Raw genomic sequence first — 24,676 nt, 5'->3', positions numbered from 1 at the left:
TTTATTGAACTGGTTTTGGTGATTGTACAAGACCTTTTCCATTATCAAATTCCCAATAAGGAATCGCAGGTTTTTTATCATCAAAAACGTAATTGTATTTTTTAAGATAATAGTCTCTTGATTCAAATTCATCGTCTATTTCAGCTAATTTTTCTTTTAATTTAGTATCTAAATCTTGCTGAATTTTTTCAAAATCTGGCTTACCTAACAAATTGTTCATTTGATAAGGATCTTTTACATTATCAAAAAACATACTCGGACCTTCTGTAGTTCTGGTGTAGGTATATTGCTTTGTTCTTATAGCTCGATATGGAAGCTGATTGTAATTACCAGCAAATGGTGCAACATTCATTACCAAAGCAGTACGATCTGCGTTTGGATTTGGATTTTTTATCAAGTCCGATAAATCATCGCCTTGAATCCCTTCTGGAATTGTAATATTTGACAAACCTAAAAGTGATGGTAAAATATCAGGTGTGTTGATAGGTGCATTTACAACAGCTCCCTTTTGAGAATCAATCCCCGGATATCTAATTAAAAAAGGAACTTTAATTGATTCGTCCCAAGCCATTTGTTTTGCCCAAGGCCTTACTCCATGAGCTCCCATCATTTCTCCATGGTCTGCAGAAAATACAATAATGGTATTCTCTAACAGTTGTAAAGCTTCTATTTGCTTTAATAATAAACCTATGGCTTCATCGGTAGCAGTAGCATGTGCATAATACCCTTGTAATTCCTCTCTGCTTCGTTTTTCGAATTTTTTAGCAACATTTGGGTTTAAGGTTAAAGCCGCTGGCGGATACATATCTTTGTATTTTTGTGGCGCAGAATGGTGTGGAAAATGGGGTGTTGCAATAGACAATACTGCTAAAAAAGGTTTATCATCTTTTGCTTGACTCGCTAAATATTGGTTCGCATCTTCTACAATAGCAAAGGGCGAATATTTGTCCCAATATTTTAATTCGGTATCATCATTATCATAATAAGGCATTTTATTATAATTATGAGAACACTCTAAAGCTTTCCAATAGTCAAAACCTTGGCGTCTTTCTTTTGGAATAAAACCCGAACGCCCATGACCATCTAAATGCCATTTGCCCCAATAAGCAGTGTTGTAACCTTCGGACTTGTATATTTCTGCCATGGTTACTTCTTCGTCAGGTAAGTACAAATCATTAACAAACATTCCTGTGGTTGTTGGAAATTTGCCTGTTAATAATGCTGCTCTATGAGGTGTACAAACAGGTAAAACCGAAACTGCATTGGTAAAGTTTACCGATGTTTTTGCCAATGCATCTAAATTTGGTGTTTTTACGTCTGGGTTACCTGCATAACCTAATGCAGAACCACGCCACTGGTCTGTTAATATATAGATGATATTTGGTTTTCTTTTATCTAAACCTTCTTTTACTGTAGCCTGTTTTTCTTTTCCTTTACAGCTTATAAAAGAGATCAAAAGAACTGCTATTAATTTAGAAAATACTTTAATTTTCATGTGATTTTTTAAATTTTTTGGGCTTTAGTATACGCTCCTGTTCTATTTAATTCGTCGTAAATTCTCATTTTCCAGTAATAGGTTTTACCCTTTTCTAACTTGAGTGCTTTTGGTTTTACAACTTCTTTGGTATTGCCTTTTATTTTAGTGCTGTTCCAAACATCTGCAATATTTTTGTTGATGTTTTCTTGAGAAGAAGCCACTAAAATTTGATAAGCCGATTGTTTTTTTGAATCTTTAGATACATTCCAACGGAATGCTTTACCATCAAACGTGTTATTTTCAATAACTAAAGCATAAGGATCTTTATACTTTTCTATTAAATCTTCACATTTTGCTCTTAAGTTGTTTAATACATCTTGATATTGCTCATCATGAATAAGATTGTTTGTTTCTCTAGGATCATCCTTTAAATTGTACAATTCTTCAATAGACTTGTCATCTACATATCTAAAATACTTCCACTCTTGGGTTCTAACCCCTTCACTTGGCGCTATATTTTTAAAGTCCCATAAATGCTCTATTAAAATCGTATCACGTTCTAAATTCACATTTTCTTCGTTAATAAATGGTTTTAAACTTTTTCCGTGCCAACTTTTAGGTGCTTCTACACCTGCAAAATCTAAAATAGTTGAAGGTACATCTATATTCAAAGCCATTTGTTCTACATCTTTATGTTCTTTATTTCTAGGATCGTAAATAATTAAAGGTACTTTTAAAGAATTATCGTACATCAACCATTTTCCAGAAATTTGCCTTTCGCCTAAGAAAAATCCATTATCTCCCATTAAAACAATAATGGTATTATCTGCTATACCTTTGGCTTCTAGTTTTGTTCTAATTTTAGCGATTTCATTATCAATTCCAGCAAGCATTCTAAAATACCCTTTAACACTATGTTGGTACTTTTCTGGAGTATCATAACGCCAATACCAACGCAAACGATTAAAGCCATCTTTTACCAATTTTGGCAATTTATTATAATCTTCATCTGAAGAAATATTAGCATCTGGCACGGTTACATTTTCTAAAACATGATTGTTTTCTTCTTGCCAAAAATATTGCTCAACTGTATTATCGCTTGCATGAGGTGCACTAAAACTCAACTGCAAACAAAACGGTTTGTCTGTTGGTGCTTTGTCTAAAAATTGCAATGCTTTTTCTCCTGTATAGCGCGTTAAATGTACCGTATCTTTACCTAAAGTTTTATAGTAATAGCTGGTAATATCTTTACGATCGTATCTTAAATCGTAATTTTCATGAACATCATAAAGAGAGTCTAGTTTTTTATATTTTACTCCAAATTTACCATACAACCCCGTATAATATCCTGATTGTTTTAAAACTCGTGGAAAAGCCTGCTCCATATACTCATCTTTCATAGCTTTACTAGTAAAACTGTAATTGTGTGTACGTTCTTGCAAACCACTAAATATACTTGCTCTACTTGCTGCACAAATAGGTGTTGTTGCTATGGTATTTTTAAAAAATACGCCACTTTTAGCTAATTTATCCATTTCTGGAGTGTGCGCTAATGCGTTACCAGCATAACCTAAAGCATCCCATCTTTGGTCATCGGTAAGAATAAAAATAATATTAGGTTTTTCTTCTTTTGTTTTAGAAGATGTTTTTTTATTACAAGCTAAAAATGATAATCCTATTATTGATAGTGCTAGTAATTTATTCATTTTATAATATTGATTAGTGTTTATATAGAAACCTTAGTTTACTGGTCTTGGAGATTGTACTACAGGTTTTATATCTCCAATATTTTTATATTTTCCTTTTCCTTCATTAAAACCCCAAAACGGAATAGCATGCTTCTTTTTATCAAAAACATAATTGTATTTTTTAAGATAATAGTCTCTCGATTTAAATTCGTCGCCTATTTCTGCTAACCTCGCATTTAGCTTTTCGTCTAAATCTTTTTGAATGGCTTCTAATTCAGGTTTACCCAATAAATTATTCATTTGATAAGGATCTTTTACATTATCAAAAAACATACTTGGCCCTTCAGGTGTTCTAGCATAGGTATATTGTTTGGTCTTTATAGCACGATAAGGTGGATCATTAAAATTTGCTCCAAAAGGTGCAACATTCATTACCAAAGCAGCACGATCTGCATTTGGATCAGGCTTTTTCATTAAACCAGCTAAATTCTCTCCCTCAATCGTTTCTGGTATTTTAATATTTGATAAACTTAGTAAAGAAGGTAAAATATCTGGTGTGGTTAAAGGTGCATTTACAACTGCTCCCTTTTGAGTATTTATTCCTGGATATTTAATTAAAAAAGGCACTCTAATAGATTCATCCCAAGCCAATTGTTTTACAAAAGGCTTAATGTTATGTGCCCCCATCATTTCGCCATGGTCTGCGGAAAATACAATAATCGTATTTTCTGAAAGATTTAAAGCTTCTATTTGTTGTAATAAGCTTCCTATAGCTTCATCCGTAGCTGTAGCGTGTGCATAATATCCTTGCAATTCTTTCCTGCTTCGTTCTTCATATTTTTTGGAAACATTCGGATTCAATTTTAGAGATTCTGGAGGATACATGTCCTTATATTTTTTTGGTGCAGAGCTATGTGGATAATGTGGTGTAGCTATAGAAACTACCGCTAAAAAAGGTGCTTCATCTTTGGCATGCTGCGCTAAATATTGGTTTGCATCTTCTACAATTGCAAAAGGCGAATATTTATCCCAGTGTTTCAACTCTTGATTATCGTTATCATAATAAGGCATTTTTGTATAATTATGAGAACATTCTAAAGCTCTCCAAAAATCGAATCCTTGACGTCTTTCTTTTGGAATATAAGTAGAACGACCATGACCATCTAAATGCCATTTACCCCAATAAGCTGTATTATAACCTGCTTCTTTATATATTTCTGCCATACACAATTCTTCCGAAGGCAAATACACGTCGTTTACAATCATTCCTGTTGTTGTTGGGAATCTTCCTGTGAATAATGCTGCCCTATGCGGAGTACAAACTGGTGTTACAGATACCGTATTTGTAAAATTGACAGCTTCTTTTGCAAACGCATCTAAATTAGGTGTTTTTACATCAACGTTTCCTGCATATCCTAACGCAGAGCCTCTCCATTGATCGGTTAAAATGTATACAATATTTGGCTTTTTAGATACTTCTTTAGAATTCTCTGATACTGACTCAGATTTTGTTTCTTTTTTACAACTTAATAAAGAAACTACGGTTAATAATAGAGTTATCGAAAATAATTTAATTTTCATTTTTTGAATAATTGTTGGGTTGGTTTTATTTAATTTTTTGAACTCCTTCTTTGGTTGCGTTAATTTCTTGTATTGTTCCGTCTTCGTTATAATATAAATATTCGATACACGTGTTTCTTCTAAATTTTGAACCTCCATTCCAACCTTGCCAGTGGTAAAAGAAATAATGTTGCCCTTTATATTCAACTATAGAATGATGATCTTGTCTTTGCTTTGGATTGATGGCTCCTTTATATTCAAATGGTCCGTAAGGACTATCTCCCATAGCATAAAAACCACCTAAACCTGCGTTATAAGAATAGTAATACTTTCCGTTGTATTTATGCATATAACTGGCTTCAAAGAAATTTTTAGCTCCATACACTATACTTCTAGGAGTTTCAGCCAATTCCAAAAGATTGTCTTTTAACAAAGCCATTTTTGGTTCTCTAACACCCCAGTACAAATACGTTTTCCCATCATCATCTGTAAAAACACAAGGATCTAACCATTGTCCTTCAACACCTTTTATCCAACCGATGTCTTTAAATGGTCCTTGAGGTACATCACTAACTGCTACACCACAACGCATATCGTCTTTAGAACCTTTTACAGAATGCGGATACAATAAATAGTACTTGTTATTTTTATAAATGGCTGTTGGCGCCCACATCCATCCTTTTGCTCCCCAAGGGATATTCTTAGAATGTAATACCTCACCATGGTCTGTCCAATTTACCATATCTGTTGATGAAAAAGCGCGATATCCATCCATAGAATTATAATTAACCGCATCTTCTGCATCACGAGAAGTGTACATCCATACTTTCCCGTCTTTCCAAATATGAGCAGATGGATCAGCTGTTCTTATATGACGAACTACAGGATTGTTATTTACTTTTTCATTTGAAACTTCTTGCTGTTTTGTTTCTGTTACTTTTGTGTTATAAGATTTACAACTTATTACTATAGAAAGAACTAACAATAAAGTCTTTATTTTTCTGATACTTACTTTCATTTATCCTTTTTACACTCTAAAACAAAATTCTAATTATTACCGCTTATATAATCCAATAATATCACTTTTACATCTTCTACAGTACCTTGTTTAAGTCCCCCATGAATATTAGCCCCTGTGATCCAATATAATATCATACCAGCATCAGAACAATCCCATTTTCCTTTTTGAAATTTTACAACATCATCTACTTCTGCTATTTTACCTTGTATCCAAACCTGTTGTATTCTAGGATCTTTATGGTTTTTAGCCCAATCCCATTCTGGAAGATTTACCTTCAGTTTTATATTTTGATCTGGTATTCTTACTTCTTCTACACCGAAATCTAAGATTTGTTGCCAGGTATAAAAATCACCAGCATCATCATTTGCAGGATGATGTGTTACGACTTTTACAAATTTATGTTTTTGCTTTTTTGAAGCCTCTAGAGCAAATCCTATAATATCTGGTTCTCCTGCTTCAATAATCCACAAAGGATTATTTTCCGTTGACGCATTAATTGCTTTTGCTAAATCTTTTATAGTTGCATCTAATTGCCACTTTGCATCTAAGAAAGTAAGTTTATCAAAACCTCCCCAACGTCTTGCAGTAACATCGCAAGCACTTTGCATTAAAGCATGCCTTTCTACTTCTGCTTTTTCAGAAATTCTATTTACCCTAACCAAATCACAACTATGAGAATAATGTACAAGTCTATTTTCTAACCCTGAAGCTCTAAGCAATGCTAAAGAAACCGCTGTTCCGCCTAAATCATCAGGATCTGGAGAATTACCATCAGCTACAACAGCTATTCTTCCATTAGGAGCGTTTATTTTTTGAGCATTTATAAAAGAAGTAATTGCGATAACGATGCATATTGTTAAATGTATTTTTCTCATTTTTAGGTTGATTAATCGTATTTATTTAATATTAGATTGAAATTGATACGTTCCTGCTTTAACTTCTACTTGAAACGTTGTCTTTTCAGAATTGATTTGCTTTACGTTTTTATGGTTATCAATTGTTGTTCCATTTATTAAAAAAGGTGCTTTTGTGGTACTAGGTAATGTAACAATTGCTGTTGTGTTTGGAGGCACAACTACTTGTAGTAGAAACTTACTTCCTTTTATTTCCCAAGAAGAAGCTACTTTTCCGTAAGGTGTATTTAGACTAGCTGCCGCAGATGTTAATGGTTCTTTTGGTACAGGCGCTATTCTAATGGTTTTATAACCCGCTTCTAAAGGCGCTATTCCTGCAATACGCTCGTACATCCATTCGCCAATGGCACCATAAGCGTAATGGTTTAAGCTATTCATGTTTTGCGGATTGAAACCATCTTTTTTGCTATAACTGTTCCAACGTTCCCAAATAGTGGTTGCACCTTGATTTATAGAATAGAACCAAGACGGATACGTTTCATTAAACAAGATCTTATACATCAAATCTATTTCTCCTGTTGTATCTAAAACTTCAGATAATAATGGCGTTCCTAAAAACCCAGTTCGTAAATGATTATCAGCTTCTGCTATTTTTTCTAATAGATGTTGTTTAGCATTTGCTTTATGCTCTTCAGAAAGTAAACCAAAGGCTAAAGCCAATAAATAAGAAGTTTGGGTTTCTACAGTTCCTTTTACTTTTCCGTTTTCAAAAAACTTGTTCTCAAAAGCTTTGGCTACAGATTTATACAAAGCATTGTATTTTTCAAATTCTTCTATTTTACCCAGTGCTTTAGCTGTTTTTGCTGTTAAGGTTGCAGAATGTGCAAAAAATGCAGTTCCTATTAAGCTTTTAGAGGTATCTCCTCTATTATCGCCATTTTCAGGAAGCGGTTGTAACCAATCTGCAAAAAAGCCCATCTTAGAAATGTAATTTTTAGTAACACTTTCATGGTATTTTACCCAACCTTTCATGGTTTCAAAATTCTCTTCTAGGATTTTTTTATCTCCAGTTCTTAGGTAAATCTTCCAAGGAATAATGGTACATGCATCTCCCCAACCTGCACTTACTTTGTTGTTAAATAACACATCTGGCACTACCCATGGTACAGCTCCATTATCATATTGCGACTCACCAACACTTTGCATCCAACTTGCCCAAAATTTATATACATCGGCATTAAACATAGATGCTGGTGCAAATACTTGTGCATCTGCTGTCCATCCCATACGTTCATCACGTTGTGGACAATCGGTTGGAATATCAAAAAAGTTTCCTCTTAATCCCCAAACAATATTACTTTGTAGTTGATTTAACTTCTCGTGAGACGATGTAAATGTTCCGTTTTCTTCAAAATCTGAATATTGCACTAATCCTGTTACCCAATCTTTTGATGGAGTTTTTGAAGTATCATATCCACTTAATTCTACATACTGAAATCCATGAAATGTAAATTTTGGCATCCATTCTATAACACCATCTTTTGAAGCTGTATAGTAATTTGTTGACTGTGCACTTCTATAATTTTCGGTATAAAACGTACCATCTGGAGATAACTTTTCTGCAAATCGAATTTTTAGCGTTTGCCCTTTTTTCATAGGTACTTTAAGTAACGGCACACCTACCATATTTTGTTGAAAATCAAAAACAGCTACGTCACCTTTTTCTACAACTTCTTGTGTTGCTAATTCAATTTTAGTTTTAACAGTGGTATGTCTTTTTGGCTCTAAACGGATGTCATTCGTTACAGGAAACGTATTTACAGACTCCCATGTTTTATCATTAAAATTATTTGTAGTCCAATTTGGCATTTCTAAATTGGCATCATAGGTTTCTCCATCGTAAATCTCTGATATTCTAGTTGGTCCGTTTGTTGTTCCTTTCCATGTATCATCAGATAAAATCATTTCTGTAGAACCGTCTTTCATCGTTAATTCTAATTGAGCCAAAACCTTCGGAGATTCTGTATCACTCCAATATGTTTTCATCCAACCTAAACGTCCTGAGTGCCATCCTGCAGCAACTTCAATTCCAATCGTGTTTTGCCCAGATTCTATTAAATCCGTAACATCATAAGTAATGGTTTCTATACGCACTTTGTAAGGTGTATATCCAGGAGGCATTACATCATCACTTACATCTTCTCCATTTATAGACACATCAAATACTCCTTTTGCTGTAATGTATAATCTTGCTGATGCTACATCATTAGATAATTCGAAACCTTTTCTTAAATATTGTGGTCTGTGAATGATATTTTCTTGACTTCCTAAAAGCTTTTCCTTTTTGGTATCTAAGCCAATCCATTTTGCTTTCCAATCGTTATTCGTTAATAAACCTAACTCAAAATGACTGATTTCACTCCATTTTGAAGCTTCGTTATCTTGGTTCCAGTATTTCACTTGCCAATATACTTTTTGACGTGATTGTAAAGTTCTTCCAGCATATTTTACCCAAGTAGATTGAGCTGTTTGTTGCTTTTCTGAGTTCCATAAATCTGCATTGTCAGGTAATAAATCTGGGCTACTAGCCACTACTATTTGATATGCTGATTGACTTAAAACGCCTTCTAAAACTGGCAATTTCCATGAAAAACTAGGTGTTTTATCATAAAACCCTAACGGATTTTCAAACCCTTCTGAAATGGTTAATTTTTGAGCTTCTGCTATAGTTGCTTGTTCTTTACATGCCGTAAAGCTCAAAAACACACAAGCAAACAAAGCACATCCAAAATATTTTAAGTTCATTTTTTTTAACATGATTTAAAGTTTAGTTTGAAAGTTATAAGTTCCTGGTTCTGCTAAAATTATTACTGAATTATCATCAGAACTCATTAATTTTAAATTTGAATTCTCTGTAAAAATACTTCCATTTTCTAATAAATTATCTTTATTTCCATAAGGAATATGCACTTCTGCAGATGTGCCAGGTGGAATAACAATATCAAGTTTAAAAGAATCATTCTCAATTTTCCAAGATGATGATGCTTTTCCATAAGGTGTTTTTACACTTGCTAAAGCTGACGTTAAAAACTCGGTATTTGGTAAAGGTGCAATTCTAATTTTCTGATATCCTGGTGCTAACGATGCTAAACCAGCGATACGCTCGTACATCCATTGCCCAATAGCTCCGTATGCATAATGATTTAGACTATTCATACTTTGTGAATTGTAACCACCTTCTTTACTAAAGCTATTCCAACGTTCCCACATAGTGGTTGCCCCTTGGTTTATAGAGTAAAACCAAGATGGATAGGTTTCTTTAAACAAAATTTTATACATCAAATCTATTTCTCCTATATCATCTAAAACCTTTGGTAAAATTGGTGTTCCTAAAAATCCTGTTCCTAAATGATAATTGGCATTTTTGATTTCTTCTAACAAATATTGCTGTGCTTTTAGTTTAGTTTCTGGTTTAAATAAATTAAAATAGATACCTAGTAAATAACTTGTTTGTGTTTGTTTTTCACCTGTAAATTTTCCTTCTTCAAAAAAAGCATTTTCAAAAGCATTGGCAATATTTTTATATAAAGCTGCATATTTTTTAGCATCCTCTGTTTTGCCTAAAACATTAGCAATTTTAGAGACTAAATGTGCAGAGTGCGCAAAAAAAGCTGCGTGAATTAAATCTTTTGGAGTGTCTCCTCTATTTGCTTTTTTAAGCGTTTTAGAAGGATAAGGCTGTAGCCAATCTCCAAATGAATGCATTTTTGGTAAATAAGGTTGCTTTTTTACTTTAGATTGATAGTACCCAACCCATTTTTTTGCTGACTCGTAACTTTCTTCAAGCACAGTAATATCACCTGTTGTATTGTATATGTCCCAAGGAATAATTACAGCTGCATCACCCCAACCAGAACTTCCATTTTTATTTTGAAGAACATCTGGTACAATGTAAGGTACTAAACCGTTTTTATGTTCAGACTGATTTTCTCTTAGACTTTGCAACCAAGCTGTCCAAAAAGCGTGAGTATTATAATTAAACAATGCTGTTGGCGCAATTACTTGTGCATCTCCTGTCCAACCCAAACGCTCATCACGTTGTGGGCAGTCTGTAGGGATATCGAAAAAATTATCTCTTAACCCCCAAGTAATATTACTTTGTAATTGATTTAACTTATCGTGAGATGATGTAAACGTTCCGTTTTTCTCAAAATCTGAATGTTGTGCTATACCTTGCACCCAAGAAGCGTCTGGTTTCGCATTTTTATCGTAACCACTTAATTCTAAAAATTGAAATCCGTGAAACGTAAATTTTGGAACGTATTCTATAACACCATCTTTAGCTGCTATATAATAATCAGTTGACTTTGCAGAACGATAATTTTTAGTATAAAAGGTATTGTCTTTCAACAACATTTCAGAAAAACGTATTTTTAAAGTATCTCCTTTTTTCATAGGTACTTTTACTTTTGGCACACCTACCATATTTTGCTTCATATTAAAAACTGATGTATTTTCTTTAACCGAAACGATTTCTGCATCGTTAAAAACAACTTGATTTTTTACGGTGTGATGTCTTTTTGGAGCTAATTTAACATCCTTAGCAATCGCCTCAACTTCAACCGATTTCCAGTTAGAGTCGTCAAAAGCAACAGTGTTCCAATTTGGTATTTCATAATTTGCATCATATACTTCGCCATCATAAACACTTGCTAAACGTATTGGTCCGTTGGTTGTTCCTCTCCAAGATTCATCAGAAACAATGGTTTGTTTTGAACCATCTTTCAGCACAACTTCTAACTGACATAGAATTTTTGGTGATGCAAAATTTTCATATAATGCTCTACCTCTACTAATTCTTCCTGAATGCCACCCAGAAGCTAACTCAACCGCTAAAGCGTTTTTACCAGTTTGCAAAAGCTTAGTAACATCATAAGTCAATGTTTCTATACGATGATTGTATGGTGTCCAACCAGGAGTCATAACATCATCACTAACATCTTTTCCGTTTAAACGCACATCAAAAACACCTTTTGCTGTAATGTATAGTCTCGCAGAAGCTACATCCGAAGTTAACTCAAAACCTTTTCTTAAATATTGTGGTCTGTGCATTAAAAATTTACGAACGCCTTTAATACTATCTTTTGCAGTGTCTAATCCTGTCCATTTTGCTGTCCAATCAGAATTATTGAGTAATCCCAATTCAAAAAAATTGGTTTCGCTCCAATCTGAAGCATTTTCATCTTGATTCCAATACCTTACCTGCCAATATACTTTTTGTCTAGATTTTAGTTCTTTTCCTTGATATTTTACAAAAGTAGATTGCGTACTTTTTTGCTTTTTAGAATCCCATAAATCAGCATTATCTGGTAATAGTCCTTTTGATGATGCTACAACTATTTGGTAAGCAGATTGCGATTTAATTTGTTCTGAAACAGGTAGTTTCCATGAAAACGTTGGGTTTGCATTATAAAATCCTGTTGGATTTTTAAAACCTTCGGATAGTGTAAGTTCCTTTGGTTTTTCTATTATTTCTTGAGCGCAAGATGTAATTGTAACTAGAAAAACAGCGAGATAAAAATTAAAAAGAAAAAATCTATACATTGTTAATTTTGAATATATTTTTAAAAATAGCCTATCTTTTACAATATTGCAATTTCTTTAATTTCGGATAAAAAACTATCCTGTTGTATCTCTATTTTATTTGATAGATAAGGTATTTTTTAAATTTAAAATAAACAACAAAAGAACAAGTTTGACATCTTAAAAAAAAAGAAGTTGTATCATTTAAAAACGATACAACTTCTTTTATATTATGATTTCGTATTTCTATTTTATTCAATAATAATTTTTTTGAAATACTCTTTTTGAACACTGTCAGTTATCTTAACTAGGTAAACACCTCTATTAAATCTACCATCATTTTGTATACCTACAGCATTATCAATATCATGATTTTCATAAATTACTTCATCAGTAATTTTTATTTTTGTTTCTAATTTTACTTGAGCTAAAGCCGACAAACTTATTACTAACATAATGCACAATAAAAATGAATTTTTGAGAACTTTTTCTGTAGTTACATTCAATTTCTGGTACATAATGTTTATTATATTAACTTATTTCTATTTTAAATTAATTCAAATATCTAATTTTATCTTTATTTAACTATCCTGATATATCCTTAATTCTAGTCATAAAACAAAAAAAGGAAGTAATAAAATTACCTCCTTTTTTGTAAAAAATTTATTTTTATTATTCTATAACAACTTTTGTTCTATGTATTTCTTGATTATCTCCTTTTACCTCAATTAAATAGATCCCTGCATTAAATCTTTTAAGTTTATCTACTTTTAAAGATTCTTGATCTGTGTTCGAAGAAAAGACTTCTTTACCCAATACATCATACATTGTTACTTTAGCATTTCTAATACCATTTAAAGATATTGTAAAGCTACTACTTGCTGGGTTTGGATAAATGTTTATTAAAGACGAATTTAATAGTTGATCATTTACACTTAAAACTTCACTTGTAGATTCTACTGTCCATTTACTATTGTTATTGATTACTGTGGAATGAGTTACAGCACTATTTCCTGAAACATGAGCTAAATATCTATTTCCATTTCTCCCTTTAAATGTATATGTTTTGTCTGATTCATTGTAAATCACAGTCCACATTTTGTCTGAATCTGCTCTTGGAGAAGCAAAAGGAGTACTTATGATTGATGAAGTGCCTGTGTATCTTAAAATACCTCTTACCCCATTATCTATATTATAAAAACTACTTGTAGCTACAAACTCCCATTCAGACTCTCTTCCTTCTGCAGTATCGGTTGCTATGGTTTCAGAATCTTTAGAAGAAGCATATTTTCCTGTTGCTACGTTTTTAAGTCTGTAAAAATCACCTGTTAAATCTGTAAAATCTTTTGGATTTACAGTTATATTAACAGTTTTACTTACTTTTTCTTCTGAACTACTGTAAGCTACAGCTTCTATTGTATGTGCTCCCTCTACAGTTGGTTTCCAATCTGTTTGAAAAGGAGCAGTACCATCCGTTTCATATAAAACCCCATCTATAACAAACTCTACTTTAGTTACAAAACCATTATCAGTATAAGCATCAACTTTTATTTCTACGTTTTGATCTACATTTAAATTTTGATTGTCCGCTAACGTTGAAAAAGATACATTTAACGGTATAGGATCTGCATTAACATCTAAATCTATGATCTGTAAGTACACTGGTTGTGCATTTCCAGATTTTTTTTCCATCAAATAATAATAAAGTATTCCATTAGCAATATGCACTCTTCCATGATCAAAAGTTTTACCTCCTGTAGCCTCATAAACTTTTCTAAAATTATTTGTACCACCTTTGGCTTTTTCTATAAAGACTTTTCCACTATTGTTTAAACCTATAATATAAATATCATCACCAGAAGTATAAATAGCACTTGCCCCAGTAAACTCTGTAGTAGTTGTAAATTCTGACTCCCCTGCTCTCTGATAGGTATGCACGTGCTTGGTTACCCCATTCTCTCTATCTTCTACTCTACTTATAAAGTGAACATCTCCTCTGTCTGTAACCGTCCAATCAAAACCTCCAACAATATACACTTGATCTTTTGCAGTAGTTTCAACTAAATCTCCAGGTTCTGTTACAAAAATCTTATCAGAATCTATTAACGGTAAATTAAAGCCTTCTCCTCTGTAATTTTTCCAATCACTTAAACCATCTTGATCGTCTGAATAGGCGTAATATATTCCGTTTTGAAATTGATATTTATCGTTATTATTTTGTGATCTGCGCTGAAAACCGATTCTTATTTTACCATTCTCATATCTAATATCTCCATAAAGACCCCAATTGTATTGTTGCCCTCTATTTCTTGCTCCTAAAATATTAAAGTCTTTAAATGAAGACCATCTTGATGTAGTTGCATTGTATTTAGAAAACTTATATGCTCCATTATTATTACCACCTTCTCTCATGTACATGAATAAATCTCCTGCATCGTTTAAAAAGAATTGCGGGTAAGTTAACGCATTGAAATTAGCATAATCTTCACCTCCGTTAAGACTTAAATGCTTGTAACCACCTTCTGCATTTTTTACAAACTTATCTAATGTAAATTCTTCATCAGATAATGATGCTGCATTTTTTGTAGAGTAAGAATATCTGAAATAATCTTTGCTTAAACTTCCGTTTGAAGGTCTAGTTCTACTATACGCATGCATATCATATAACAAATGAATTGTTCCATCTAAAGGACTAACAGCTACGGCTATGGTATTATGAGATTCTCCTATCCAATATCTGTTTTGATAACCAGTATGTCTGTGAGGAAATTCTATATCTACAGATGTTCCAGTTTTTGTATTGTAACGAGTTAACATTACATGTCTATCTCCTTTACCACCTCTATACCATGTCATAAAAACATAATCATTATAGGTTTTTATACAGTCTCCATGAGCAGAAATATTTCTTCCAAAAAAGTAATCATATGGTCTATCATCACCTGTATTTGCAGCTGTACTTCCTACTTTACTTCCGTTAAAATGTAAAGCTATATCAGATATATTGATTTCATTTTGTAAAACAACTTGCGAATTTACAGTAATGAATGAAAATATCAACATAAAGAAAAAAGTGCTTCTAGACGACATTACATTGTAAATTTTTGACATATTATTTATTTTTAGTTATTTGCGTTACAAATTTGTTTAAAATTGTTGTAAAAACCATCATGGAGTGACATGGAAAAAACAAAAAACTATAAGTTTTAACAATAGTTTATACGTCTAGTATATTTATTCTAAATAGAAAACCTCTTTTAAGGGGATTGAAATAGGTGAATTATCTGGATTTACCTCCATAATATCCGCCATAAAATCCCACCATTTTTTTACAACAGGGTTGTTTGCTAAATCTTGAGAGCCGCCTTTACCAGACACTTTTTGAAACGCAAAGAGTGTACTAGTTTCTTCATCTAAAAATATAGAATATTCACTAACTCCATTTTGTTTTAATAACTCTTTTAATTCTGGCCAAAGTTGATCATGACGTAATTTGTATGCTTCTTTTTGTCCTGGGTTTAATTTCATTTTAAAAGCTAATCTTTGCATTTTCTTTCTTTTTTATTACTTTTTAATATATTTTAACGCCTAAAAGCAAATTAGGTACATTTATTTGACGAGACCTTATAGTTAGGTTTTTCTTTTATTCTTGCTTGTTAAAATAAATTTATATCATCTAAATTTATGATCTATTTTTTACGCATAAAAAAGCCTGTTAAAAAACAGGCTTTTATTATAACTATTTTTTGTAAAAATTATTCTACAACAATCTTAGTGCTGAAAAAACCTTTATCAGTTCCTATTTTTACGATATACATACCTGTAGATAAAGAAGATGTATTCATATTAACAGAAGATAAAGAAATACCTGATTCAGATAAAACATTTTTACCTAAAATACTGTAAACAGCAACTTCATTAATTTGTAAAGCAGCACTACTGATATTTAACTGATCTCCAATATTAGAAATTGAAAAATCACTTGAAGTTAAAACATTTGATGCTGTACTTAAAGCTTCAACAGGAATAAAATCAAAAGCTACTGGAGAACCACCAGAAAGAGAAACTACTCTACCTAATTCAAAGTTTTGAATTCTTCTTTTAGCACCAGCAGTAAAACCTTGAGCTTCGCTAAAAATTTGAGTACCCATTCCTCTAGTTGGATTAAAAATATCTATTCTATTCTCTTGACCTACTGCGTTACCTCTAAAGACTATGCTTGAATTATTATTTGTAATATCTTCAACTTCCATAGCTCCTTGGTTTCCTGCAACAGCTTCAAAACTCCATAAATTTGGAACTAACTCTCCAGTCTCATCATCTACAATCTCAACTGGGCTTATTAAAAATACTTGGTTATTATTATTCAAATCTACTGCTTCATAAGTAAGAGCCCACACTCCATCTACTGCTTGACTAGCAATAGTTAAGGTTAAATCTTCTCCTTGTACTTGCACTCTGTAAAGACCTGGTGCTGCTTCAAAAGCTTGCGCACTAATTTGTGTTGTTGAAATTGCAAATAATACAAAAGCAATTAATTTTAAAGTAATTTTCTTCATAATTTTAGTTTAATTGATTAATAATTGTTAATTAATTGACTACATAATAGTCGATGATAAAAATATATGGAATGTAGGTTTTTAGCATCCTGTGCTATCCTGCACTTCTAATACAGATACAACATTTCCATTCATAAAGCTAGCAAAGTTTATTCAAATAGAAAAAAATATTACTATATATTTTTAAAAATTATAAAAATATTTCTAACCTGTTTTAAAGTCTCCTAATTTCTCAAAATTTAATAGCAACGCATTTCTTTCTCATTTTTTAACATGTAACTATACCTTTTACCACTTTGAGATACCAAAACTCAAAAACCGAGAGTACATCTATAGTATCTCTCGGTTTTTTCATCAAAACATATTAAAAGTAAAGTTTAGCGGTATCCATTATTAGTAGGATCTGACTCTAATAATGCTGGATTTAATTCTAATTCTTGTAACGGAATTGGTAATTTCACATGAAAAGGTCTAATATTTTCGTTAGGCTTCCAAAAACGATATTCTAAGTTTTGAACAACATCCAATAAAATACCCCATCTTATAAGATCATATCTTCTATGTGCTTCACCTGCTAACTCCCATTTACGTTCGTCATACATAGCTTCTCTAAAACCTTGCTGACTTACTCCTGTAATATCCCATTCTGCTTGCGTAGCATAGGCTCTGCTTCTTACAGCATGCATAAAATTTAAAGCTTTAGATGTTGGTCCATTTAATTCATTTTCACATTCTGCAGCCATCAAATAAACATCTGCTAAACGAAATACCATTCTATTATCTGAATGATTAAAACGTGGAGACATCTCTAAAGATAAGTTCCAAAATTTTGCCATGTAGGGAAAAACTAGATCAAAGCCCAAATAATTATTTACAATATTAATTTCTCTTCTTAAATCATTCAAAGGAAATTTTTCTGCAAAGTCTTGTGATGCAACCTGTAAGCCTGTTCCGTTAAATGCCTCTCCTCTTGCTGTTAAAGCATCTCTTAAAGCACCTCTTTCATCAGTGTTTAAAGGCTCATCTCTAAGTCTTGGATTAAACATACTTGGTCTCCAATTACTGTTTCCTGCAAATGCTCTTCCTGGAAAAGCTGGATCAAATTGACCTGTAATATCTCTTGCAAAGTCTAATGACCAAATAATTTCTGCATTATACTCATTAGAAGGATCAAAAACGTCATTATAATTTGGTAATAAACTATGAGGAGATTGATTTATAATTTCTTCTGATTTTGCCAAACCTTGCTGCCAATCTTGTTGCTTCATGTATATTTTTGCCATGATTATAGCTGCAGCCCATTTTGATGCTCTTCCTCTTTCTGCATCAGGATATACAGATGGTAGATTATCTTGAGCAAATTGTAAATCTTGTAAAGTACCTTCTATAATTGTTGCCTCTGCAGTTCTACCTAAAGCACTAATTTCTTCTAAAGTTAACACTTCTGTATAATAAGGAGCATCTCCCCAAAGATTAGTAATGTGCCAATAGCACAAACCTCTCATAAATCTAGCCTCAGCTATAATTTCTGTGCGAACACTTTCATTTCCAATTGCTTCATTTCCTGTAACTCTATCAATTAATACATTCACATTTAAAATTACTCTGTACAAATCTTTCCAAGTATCTGAAACACTCATTTTTTGCACAGAAACATCAGCTAAAGCTTCATTCATAGAATAATTACCTATAGGTTCAACAAAATTTGCTGCCCTGTTTGGCTCTATAATATCTGCACCATTATCGTAAAAATGATCTAACCCAACTTGACCATAAATTGAATTATTCTTTAAGATGGCATACATTCCTTGAATAGCTTGTCTTGCATCATTTTCTGAAGCAAAAAAGGTTTCAGGAGATACCAGAGATCTAGGATCTTCTTCTAAGAAACTCTCACAATTAAAGAAAGAGAGAGCAACGAAGAGATATAAATATATATATTTTGTTTTCATTTGATTGTTTTTAAAATGTTACGTTTAAACCTACTGTTAATACTCTTGGATTAGGGTATTGACCATCTGCATAACCTTGCGCAATATTTCCTAAACCATTTCTTCCAAATCTACTTCCTTCTGGATCTATTAATCTAAAGTTAGAGAACAACAATAAATTGTTTCCTGAAAAATAAAGAGATGCTTTTTTAACACCTTTTAAACCTAACTTATCTACTGGCATATTGTAGGCAATTCTTGCTGTTTTTAATCTTAAATGAGATCCATCTTCTACATATTCTGAATTACTTGGTGTATTTGTTACAGAGTCTGCTCCTGCTCTTGGAATGTTAGAAGTTGGGTTTTCTGGCGTCCAACGATTTGCTAATTCTGCAAATTTTGTAGTTTCTCCTCGATTAAAGAAATGATTACGAACTCTTAAGTTATACACCTCATTACCTAAAGTACCCTGAAAATAGAATGAGAAATCCCAGTTTTTGTAGGTAAATGAGTTTTCGAAACCAAAAATTAAATCTGGTAAAGGACTACCTAAAACAACATTATCTAATGTAGAAGCAATACCATCTCCATTTAAATCTTCAAATCTAGGTCCTCCAACTACTTGTGGATCTGTTCTACCAGAAGCATCTATTTCTTCTTGACTTTTCCAAGTACCTAAGTAATTTAAACCTGTAAATACAGGAACTGATTCTCCTACAATTAACCTTGTATTTCCAGAACCTATTATTGGATCTACGATTAAATCAATAAACTCTGCTCCTCCTAAGTCTAATATTTTATTTCTATTAGCTGATAAAGTTAAAGTAGAGTTCCATGTAAAATTATCTTTAATAATATTTTTAGTATTTAACAAGAATTCCCACCCTTTGTTTTCTAATGAACCTACATTTTGAAGTTGACTAGTAAAACCAGTTTGTCTAGGTATGGCTACGTCTAATAATAAATCGTTAGTTTGTTTATAGTAGTAGTTGAATTCAGTAAAAATTCTACCATTAAATAACGATGCCTCAAGGGCTATATCAAAAGAATTCGTAGTTTCCCATTGTAAGTTAGGGTTAGCTGGCCTACCAATTGTTAAACCTGGTACTTCTACCCCGTTTAAGGTTGTATTTGCCTGTACATAAGTCTCTAAAGTACTAAAAGCGTCTATGGCCTGATTACCAGATCTACCATAACTTGTTCTTAGCTTTAAATCTGAAAAAAGATCTTGATCTTGCATAAAAGGCTCTTCAGATATTTTCCAAGCTGCAGCTACAGAGGGGAAAAAAGCATACTTATTTCCTTCTGCAAAAACAGACGACCCATCAGTTCTACCTACCAAAGTGAATAAATATTTATCTTTAAAACTGTAATTTAATCTTCCAAAGAAAGATGCTATTTGAAAACTATTAAAATCGCTACTTACTTTAGCTCTAACCGGATTAGAGTTCTGTAATCTATTAAACCCTGTAGCATCACTTGTAATCCCTTCTGCTTCTGCCAATGTAGTTTCTGCTACTACTTTTTGAAAAGAAGCCCCCCCAAGAACAGTTATACTATGATTTTCTCCAAGATCTGATTGATATTGTACTGTGTTTTCATTATTCCAACTATTTCCAGCAACCGTTCTTACACTTGCAAGACCTCCATCTGTTACTCCTACAAAAAGGTTTCCTGGTAATTGACTAGAAGTGAATCTATTTTGTTTTACATTGTTTAACTCTGGACTAAACGTAGAGCGAATAAACCATTTAGAAGAAGGTTTATATTCTAAATACGCTGTACTTAATAAGTTGTTTGTAAATGTCTCATTAATATTTAAAAGTCTATTTGCAACTGGGTTAGAAAAAGGTGCACCTACAACATCATCAAAACCATTGAAAGAGCCATCTGCATTAAACACTGGCTGCGTTGGTAAAATTGAAAAGGCATTACCAAAAGAAGCCAAACCATTATCTTGTTTAATTCTAGAATAATTTATTCTAAAACCTGCTTTTACTTTTTCACTTAAATTGATATCTATATTAGATCTAAAAATAAATTTCTCTATTCCAGAACTCTCAATAATACCTCTTTGGTTAAAGTAATTTAAAGAATTGTAATAATTTACATTGTCTGAACCTCCAGAAATTGAAATGTCTGCATTATGAATTGGTGCTGGCCCCAAAATAATATCATACCAATCATTATTTGGATAGGTTGATGGTGCATCTGGAAAAGGCTCTGCCGCATTTCTAAATCTCGCACTTTCATTTGTAAATGCTATCTGCTCTTCTTGCGATAACAACTCTGGTAATTCTGGAACTAACTGAATACTGCTAAATAAATTAACACTAATTTGAGGTTTACCTCCTACAGCTCCTTTACCGCTTTTGGTAGTCACCAAAACTACACCGTTTGCTCCTCTAGAACCATAAATAGCAATAGATGAAGCATCTTTTAAAATTTCAATAGACTTAATATCATTACTATTGATATTGTTTAAGTTGAAATTAGTACCCACAATAATACCATCTATAACCCAAAGTGGTTCATTACTACCAGTAATAGAATTACCTCCTCTTACTCTAATTACAGTTCCTGCTCCTGGAGCACCACTTGTTTGTGTAACTTGAACACCTGTAGCTCTACCTTGTAATGCTTGGTCTACACGAGAAACTGGAACTTGAGTAATCTCTGCTGCTTTTACAGATGATACTGAACCTGTTAAATCTGATTTACGTTGAGTACCGTAACCAATAACAACAATTTCATCTAATTTGTTGTCTGAATCTAAAGTTATGTTAATAACCTTTTGATTACCAACTACAACCTCTTTAGATGCATAACCCACATAGGAAAAAACCAATGTACTGCCTGCATTTGCTTTAATGGAATATTTTCCATCAAAATCTGTACTTGTTCCTGTTGATGTTCCTTTTATAGAAACTGATGCCCCAGGAAGCAATTCTCCTTCTGCTGAAACTGTACCTGTTACAGTTTGTGCATGTGCCATTGCTATGGATGAAAAAAACATAATAGCAAGAAAGTAAGCTCCTCTCAAATTCGGAGGAATTTGCAGTAAAATTCTTAAATTCATAAAATTTTAAGTGTTTAGTTAATATATACGCAAAATATATCTTAAAAAAATACACACTATCCTGCTCTATCCTTTACCAATAAATAAAAAACAATTATTCAAACTTAAATAACTGATAATAAGATAGCTTATAAAGTTATATTTTTTAGGGATTTTATTAAAAACTACTAGAAAACCTAAATATATACGGAACAATTATTCCTTTATTATTAAAAAAACAATAAAAATAAATGTGTTTTTTTAGCATAAACAAAAAAACCATGTAATATTTTTACATATTACATGGTTTTACACTATATTAGATAAAGGAATTATTTTGTATTTTACTAGTATACTTTTCTAAGTTTTACACCACTCAATCTAGTACTCCCTTCTAAAACTTCAAAATCAATTGTGATTCCATTTTCATCGTCTACAGAAATTAAAAAACGTTTTGTTACAGCTCTATCTGCTCCGTATTCTTTTTTTAGATTAATGTTACTCCAAACTCTTTTCTCATTTACAGTAATATTCATATAATTGCTATCTCTTGTTTTTAATTCTGCCAACAATAATGTTAATTCATAAGTTCCTTTAGAAACATCAAATTTATACTGCTTTATTCCAACTCTTTGCGTTTGATAAATCGGATCATTCTCTGTACCTTTTACACTTACATCTGTTCCAATAGTATTTCTTCTTTTGCTAGGGTGCCTCAACAATTCTCCTCCTACATATCCAAAACTTCCTTTTTTATATTCTTGATCTGGCATCCACAAATACGATACATTATGCTCTTCAATAAAATAACATGTAGACCCTACGTTTATTGCAATTTCATTAAAGGGGTTTGTTTTGCTCTTTAAATTTTTAGGTTGTAAAGTAAAGTCTATAGTTGCAAAATCTTTTAAAATCTTACCTTCTTGAGTAGATAGTATTTCAATTAAATTTATGCCATTTTTAAAAGGTACATTATAGACTGCTGTTGCAAAATCAAAATCTTTTTTTCCTAGAGACACACCATTAATTATGAATTCTACATCTTTTGTATTACCTACAAGAGTAATGGGCTGCGTAGCTACTTTACCATTAATTTCATCTGCTACACCTGCTCGTTTTTCCCAAGCTTTAGATGGTATTGTAATAAACGGAGTTTTGTTTAAAATTGCTTGATATAAATAATAGGCATCTTTCTTTTTTCTAGTTGATGAAACTAAACCTTTACTATTTATATGAGGCACTGCATCTTTACGATGTTCTACTTGAAAGTCTGCAAAATTCCAAACATTAGCACCTACAATTTGCGGCATATCTAAAATGGTTTTTAAATAAGTTTTATGCAAAAGAAATTGATATTCTACACTAAAATCAAACCTTGTTGGATTATAAGATCTAATTCTAGGATCTGCACCACCACCGTATTCACTTAAAATAAAAGGTTTGTCTGAATCTAAAGCTAGAGACCTTTCTACCAAACTTCTTAAATTTTTATCTATATCTCCTAATTCTTGCACATACCATCCATAGTATTTATTATAACCTACTATATCTGTAAATCGTATTCCTAATTTGTCTTGATATGCTGGTTCTCTAAAAAATACGGTATAAGAATATCTTGTAGCATCTTCTTTTTTTATAGTTTCAGAAAGTATTTTATGAGTTTCTACAAAATGTTTAGTGTATTTTTCTCCTAATTTGTCAGGTGCTTTCATTGTGGTTTCGTTTCCTAGATTCCAAGCTACAATTGCAGGATTGTTGTAATGAAAACGAATAGCTTCTTTAAGCATTGTAACTGTGTTTTGTTTTCCTTTTTCATTGGCTGCAGCTTTATCTACAAAGGGAATTTCTAAGGTTGCAACAAAACCATATTTATTACACATTTCTAAAATTGCAGGGTCTTGAGGATAATGTGCGATTCTTAAAAAATTTATTCCCATTTCTTTTAGCAATTTCATATCATTCCTATGAATTTCATCGCTTACAGCATTTGCTTTTCCATAAAAATCTTGATGTCTATTTGTGCCTATCAATTTTGTTTGTTTTCCATTTATAGAAAACCCCTTTTTAGCATCAAAATGAAACCACCTAAACCCAACTGGATTTTCTACACGATCTAATACCAATCCGTTTTTATCTACAACCTCAGATACTAATGTGTATAGATAAGGGTTTTCTGGAGACCATAAATTTGGCGACTTTATTTGAAATTTTGAAAAAACATCTTCTTTAAAAGTTGTTTTTGTTTTTATTGTTTTGACGCTACTACGTTTTGCATCTAACAAAGTATGCTGCACATAAAATCTACCTTTAAGAGGTCTTTTTAATTTGGCCTGAATACTAACTTCTGCTAAAGATTCAGATACCTTTGGTGTTTTTATAAAAATTGCGTTAGCCCCCAAATTGGCCACCTCAAAATGTACAGGTTTGGTAATAATTAACTGAAGATCTCTGTAAATACCTCCATAGAACGAAAAATCTGCTGCTTGGGGTACAATTTCATCATTATGTGCATTATTTACCTTTATCATAATAGTATTATTTCCTTCTTTAACAGCAGATGTAATATCTCTTGTAAAAGAAGTATAGCCTCCTATATGAGCCTCATCAATTTCTTTACCATTTACATATAATGTTGTTACTTGATTTGCAGCTTCAAATAATAAAAAAATCTGTTGATTTTCATATATCTTAGGAAAAACCATTGTTTTTTGATACCAGCCATCTCCTCTGTAGTACCCATCTTCATCATCTAAAATATCTTGAGTATTCCAAGAATGAGGAAGAGTTACTTTTTCCCATTTTACAGACCTCTTTTTTGAAATTGGATTTTCTATACTTCCTTTATAAAAGTTCCAATTATCATTGATTGTTTCTACGTGTCTTACATGTTGGGCACACATTGTTCCAAAATGCGCTATCAATAAAAAAACTACTATTTTTTTCAT

The 24,676-nt window shown here is 32.1% G+C and carries 14 protein-coding genes; all 14 read right to left on the bottom strand.

The genetic code is table 11. From position 1 onward, the window contains the following. Position 1: 1 nt before the first annotated feature. A complete protein-coding gene (locus tag DUT90_RS13205) occupies positions 2 to 1,495 on the bottom strand; it encodes a sulfatase (protein WP_114427639.1) in 1,494 nt (497 codons plus the stop codon). An 8-nt stretch (positions 1,496 to 1,503) separates the two neighbouring features. Beyond that, entirely contained in the window at positions 1,504 to 3,183 is a 1,680-nt protein-coding gene (locus DUT90_RS13200; protein WP_114427638.1) for a sulfatase, read from the bottom strand. A gap of 33 nt (positions 3,184 to 3,216) precedes the next feature. Continuing rightward, entirely contained in the window at positions 3,217 to 4,746 is a 1,530-nt protein-coding gene (locus tag DUT90_RS13195; RefSeq protein ID WP_181858208.1) for a sulfatase, read from the bottom strand. Positions 4,747 to 4,771: 25 nt separating this feature from the next. Beyond that, on the bottom strand, positions 4,772 to 5,743 hold the full coding sequence (locus DUT90_RS13190) for a family 43 glycosylhydrolase (RefSeq protein WP_114427636.1): 972 nt from the start codon (positions 5,741 to 5,743) through the stop codon (positions 4,772 to 4,774). A gap of 29 nt (positions 5,744 to 5,772) precedes the next feature. Then, positions 5,773 to 6,621 carry a hypothetical protein gene (locus DUT90_RS13185; RefSeq protein WP_114427635.1) on the bottom strand — a complete coding sequence of 283 codons (849 nt, stop codon included), beginning with the start codon at positions 6,619 to 6,621 and terminating at the stop codon, positions 5,773 to 5,775. Between the two features lie 21 nt (positions 6,622 to 6,642). Next, the gene (locus tag DUT90_RS13180) at positions 6,643 to 9,405 is read right to left on the bottom strand and encodes a family 78 glycoside hydrolase catalytic domain (RefSeq protein WP_114427693.1); all 2,763 of its coding nucleotides are present in this window, start codon (positions 9,403 to 9,405) and stop codon (positions 6,643 to 6,645) included. Positions 9,406 to 9,420: 15 nt separating this feature from the next. Beyond that, positions 9,421 to 12,204, bottom strand: coding sequence for a glycoside hydrolase family 78 protein (locus tag DUT90_RS13175; RefSeq protein WP_114427634.1), 2,784 nt, complete (start codon positions 12,202 to 12,204; stop codon positions 9,421 to 9,423). 230 nt (positions 12,205 to 12,434) lie between these two features. Beyond that, the gene (locus DUT90_RS13170) at positions 12,435 to 12,701 is read right to left on the bottom strand and encodes a hypothetical protein (RefSeq protein WP_147266220.1); all 267 of its coding nucleotides are present in this window, start codon (positions 12,699 to 12,701) and stop codon (positions 12,435 to 12,437) included. 154 nt (positions 12,702 to 12,855) lie between these two features. Next, positions 12,856 to 15,294 carry a BNR-4 repeat-containing protein gene (locus tag DUT90_RS13425; RefSeq protein ID WP_181858207.1) on the bottom strand — a complete coding sequence of 813 codons (2,439 nt, stop codon included), beginning with the start codon at positions 15,292 to 15,294 and terminating at the stop codon, positions 12,856 to 12,858. Between the two features lie 123 nt (positions 15,295 to 15,417). Next, positions 15,418 to 15,732 carry an L-rhamnose mutarotase gene (gene rhaM, locus DUT90_RS13160; RefSeq protein ID WP_114427632.1) on the bottom strand — a complete coding sequence of 105 codons (315 nt, stop codon included), beginning with the start codon at positions 15,730 to 15,732 and terminating at the stop codon, positions 15,418 to 15,420. 206 nt (positions 15,733 to 15,938) lie between these two features. Beyond that, positions 15,939 to 16,742 (bottom strand): T9SS type A sorting domain-containing protein, encoded by an 804-nt coding sequence (locus tag DUT90_RS13155; RefSeq protein WP_114427631.1) that lies wholly within the window; start codon positions 16,740 to 16,742, stop codon positions 15,939 to 15,941. A 377-nt stretch (positions 16,743 to 17,119) separates the two neighbouring features. Next, positions 17,120 to 18,694 carry a RagB/SusD family nutrient uptake outer membrane protein gene (locus tag DUT90_RS13150; RefSeq protein WP_114427630.1) on the bottom strand — a complete coding sequence of 525 codons (1,575 nt, stop codon included), beginning with the start codon at positions 18,692 to 18,694 and terminating at the stop codon, positions 17,120 to 17,122. A gap of 10 nt (positions 18,695 to 18,704) precedes the next feature. Continuing rightward, entirely contained in the window at positions 18,705 to 21,752 is a 3,048-nt protein-coding gene (locus tag DUT90_RS13145; RefSeq protein WP_258848564.1) for a TonB-dependent receptor, read from the bottom strand. A 326-nt stretch (positions 21,753 to 22,078) separates the two neighbouring features. After that, positions 22,079 to 24,676, bottom strand: coding sequence for a glycoside hydrolase family 2 TIM barrel-domain containing protein (locus tag DUT90_RS13140; RefSeq protein WP_114427629.1), 2,598 nt, complete (start codon positions 24,674 to 24,676; stop codon positions 22,079 to 22,081).

The sequence above is a fragment of the Polaribacter sp. WD7 genome (assembly GCF_003335085.1).
Taxonomy (GTDB): domain Bacteria; phylum Bacteroidota; class Bacteroidia; order Flavobacteriales; family Flavobacteriaceae; genus Polaribacter.
The sequence above is the reverse complement of the archived record's forward strand: the minus strand, read 5'-3'. Positions and strand labels throughout refer to the sequence as shown.

Coding starts and splice junctions, on each gene's coding strand:
- DUT90_RS13155 (WP_114427631.1), bottom strand. CDS start 16,742: ATGAAGAAAATTACTTTAAAATTAATTGCTTTTGTATTATTTGCAATT.
- DUT90_RS13205 (WP_114427639.1), bottom strand. CDS start 1,495: ATGAAAATTAAAGTATTTTCTAAATTAATAGCAGTTCTTTTGATCTCT.
- DUT90_RS13195 (WP_181858208.1), bottom strand. CDS start 4,746: ATGAAAATTAAATTATTTTCGATAACTCTATTATTAACCGTAGTTTCT.
- rhaM (WP_114427632.1), bottom strand. CDS start 15,732: ATGCAAAGATTAGCTTTTAAAATGAAATTAAACCCAGGACAAAAAGAA.
- DUT90_RS13425 (WP_181858207.1), bottom strand. CDS start 15,294: ATGTCAAAAATTTACAATGTAATGTCGTCTAGAAGCACTTTTTTCTTT.
- DUT90_RS13145 (WP_258848564.1), bottom strand. CDS start 21,752: ATGAATTTAAGAATTTTACTGCAAATTCCTCCGAATTTGAGAGGAGCT.
- DUT90_RS13200 (WP_114427638.1), bottom strand. CDS start 3,183: ATGAATAAATTACTAGCACTATCAATAATAGGATTATCATTTTTAGCT.
- DUT90_RS13190 (WP_114427636.1), bottom strand. CDS start 5,743: ATGAAAGTAAGTATCAGAAAAATAAAGACTTTATTGTTAGTTCTTTCT.
- DUT90_RS13150 (WP_114427630.1), bottom strand. CDS start 18,694: ATGAAAACAAAATATATATATTTATATCTCTTCGTTGCTCTCTCTTTC.
- DUT90_RS13180 (WP_114427693.1), bottom strand. CDS start 9,405: ATGAACTTAAAATATTTTGGATGTGCTTTGTTTGCTTGTGTGTTTTTG.
- DUT90_RS13175 (WP_114427634.1), bottom strand. CDS start 12,204: ATGTATAGATTTTTTCTTTTTAATTTTTATCTCGCTGTTTTTCTAGTT.
- DUT90_RS13140 (WP_114427629.1), bottom strand. CDS start 24,676: ATGAAAAAAATAGTAGTTTTTTTATTGATAGCGCATTTTGGAACAATG.
- DUT90_RS13170 (WP_147266220.1), bottom strand. CDS start 12,701: ATGTACCAGAAATTGAATGTAACTACAGAAAAAGTTCTCAAAAATTCA.
- DUT90_RS13185 (WP_114427635.1), bottom strand. CDS start 6,621: ATGAGAAAAATACATTTAACAATATGCATCGTTATCGCAATTACTTCT.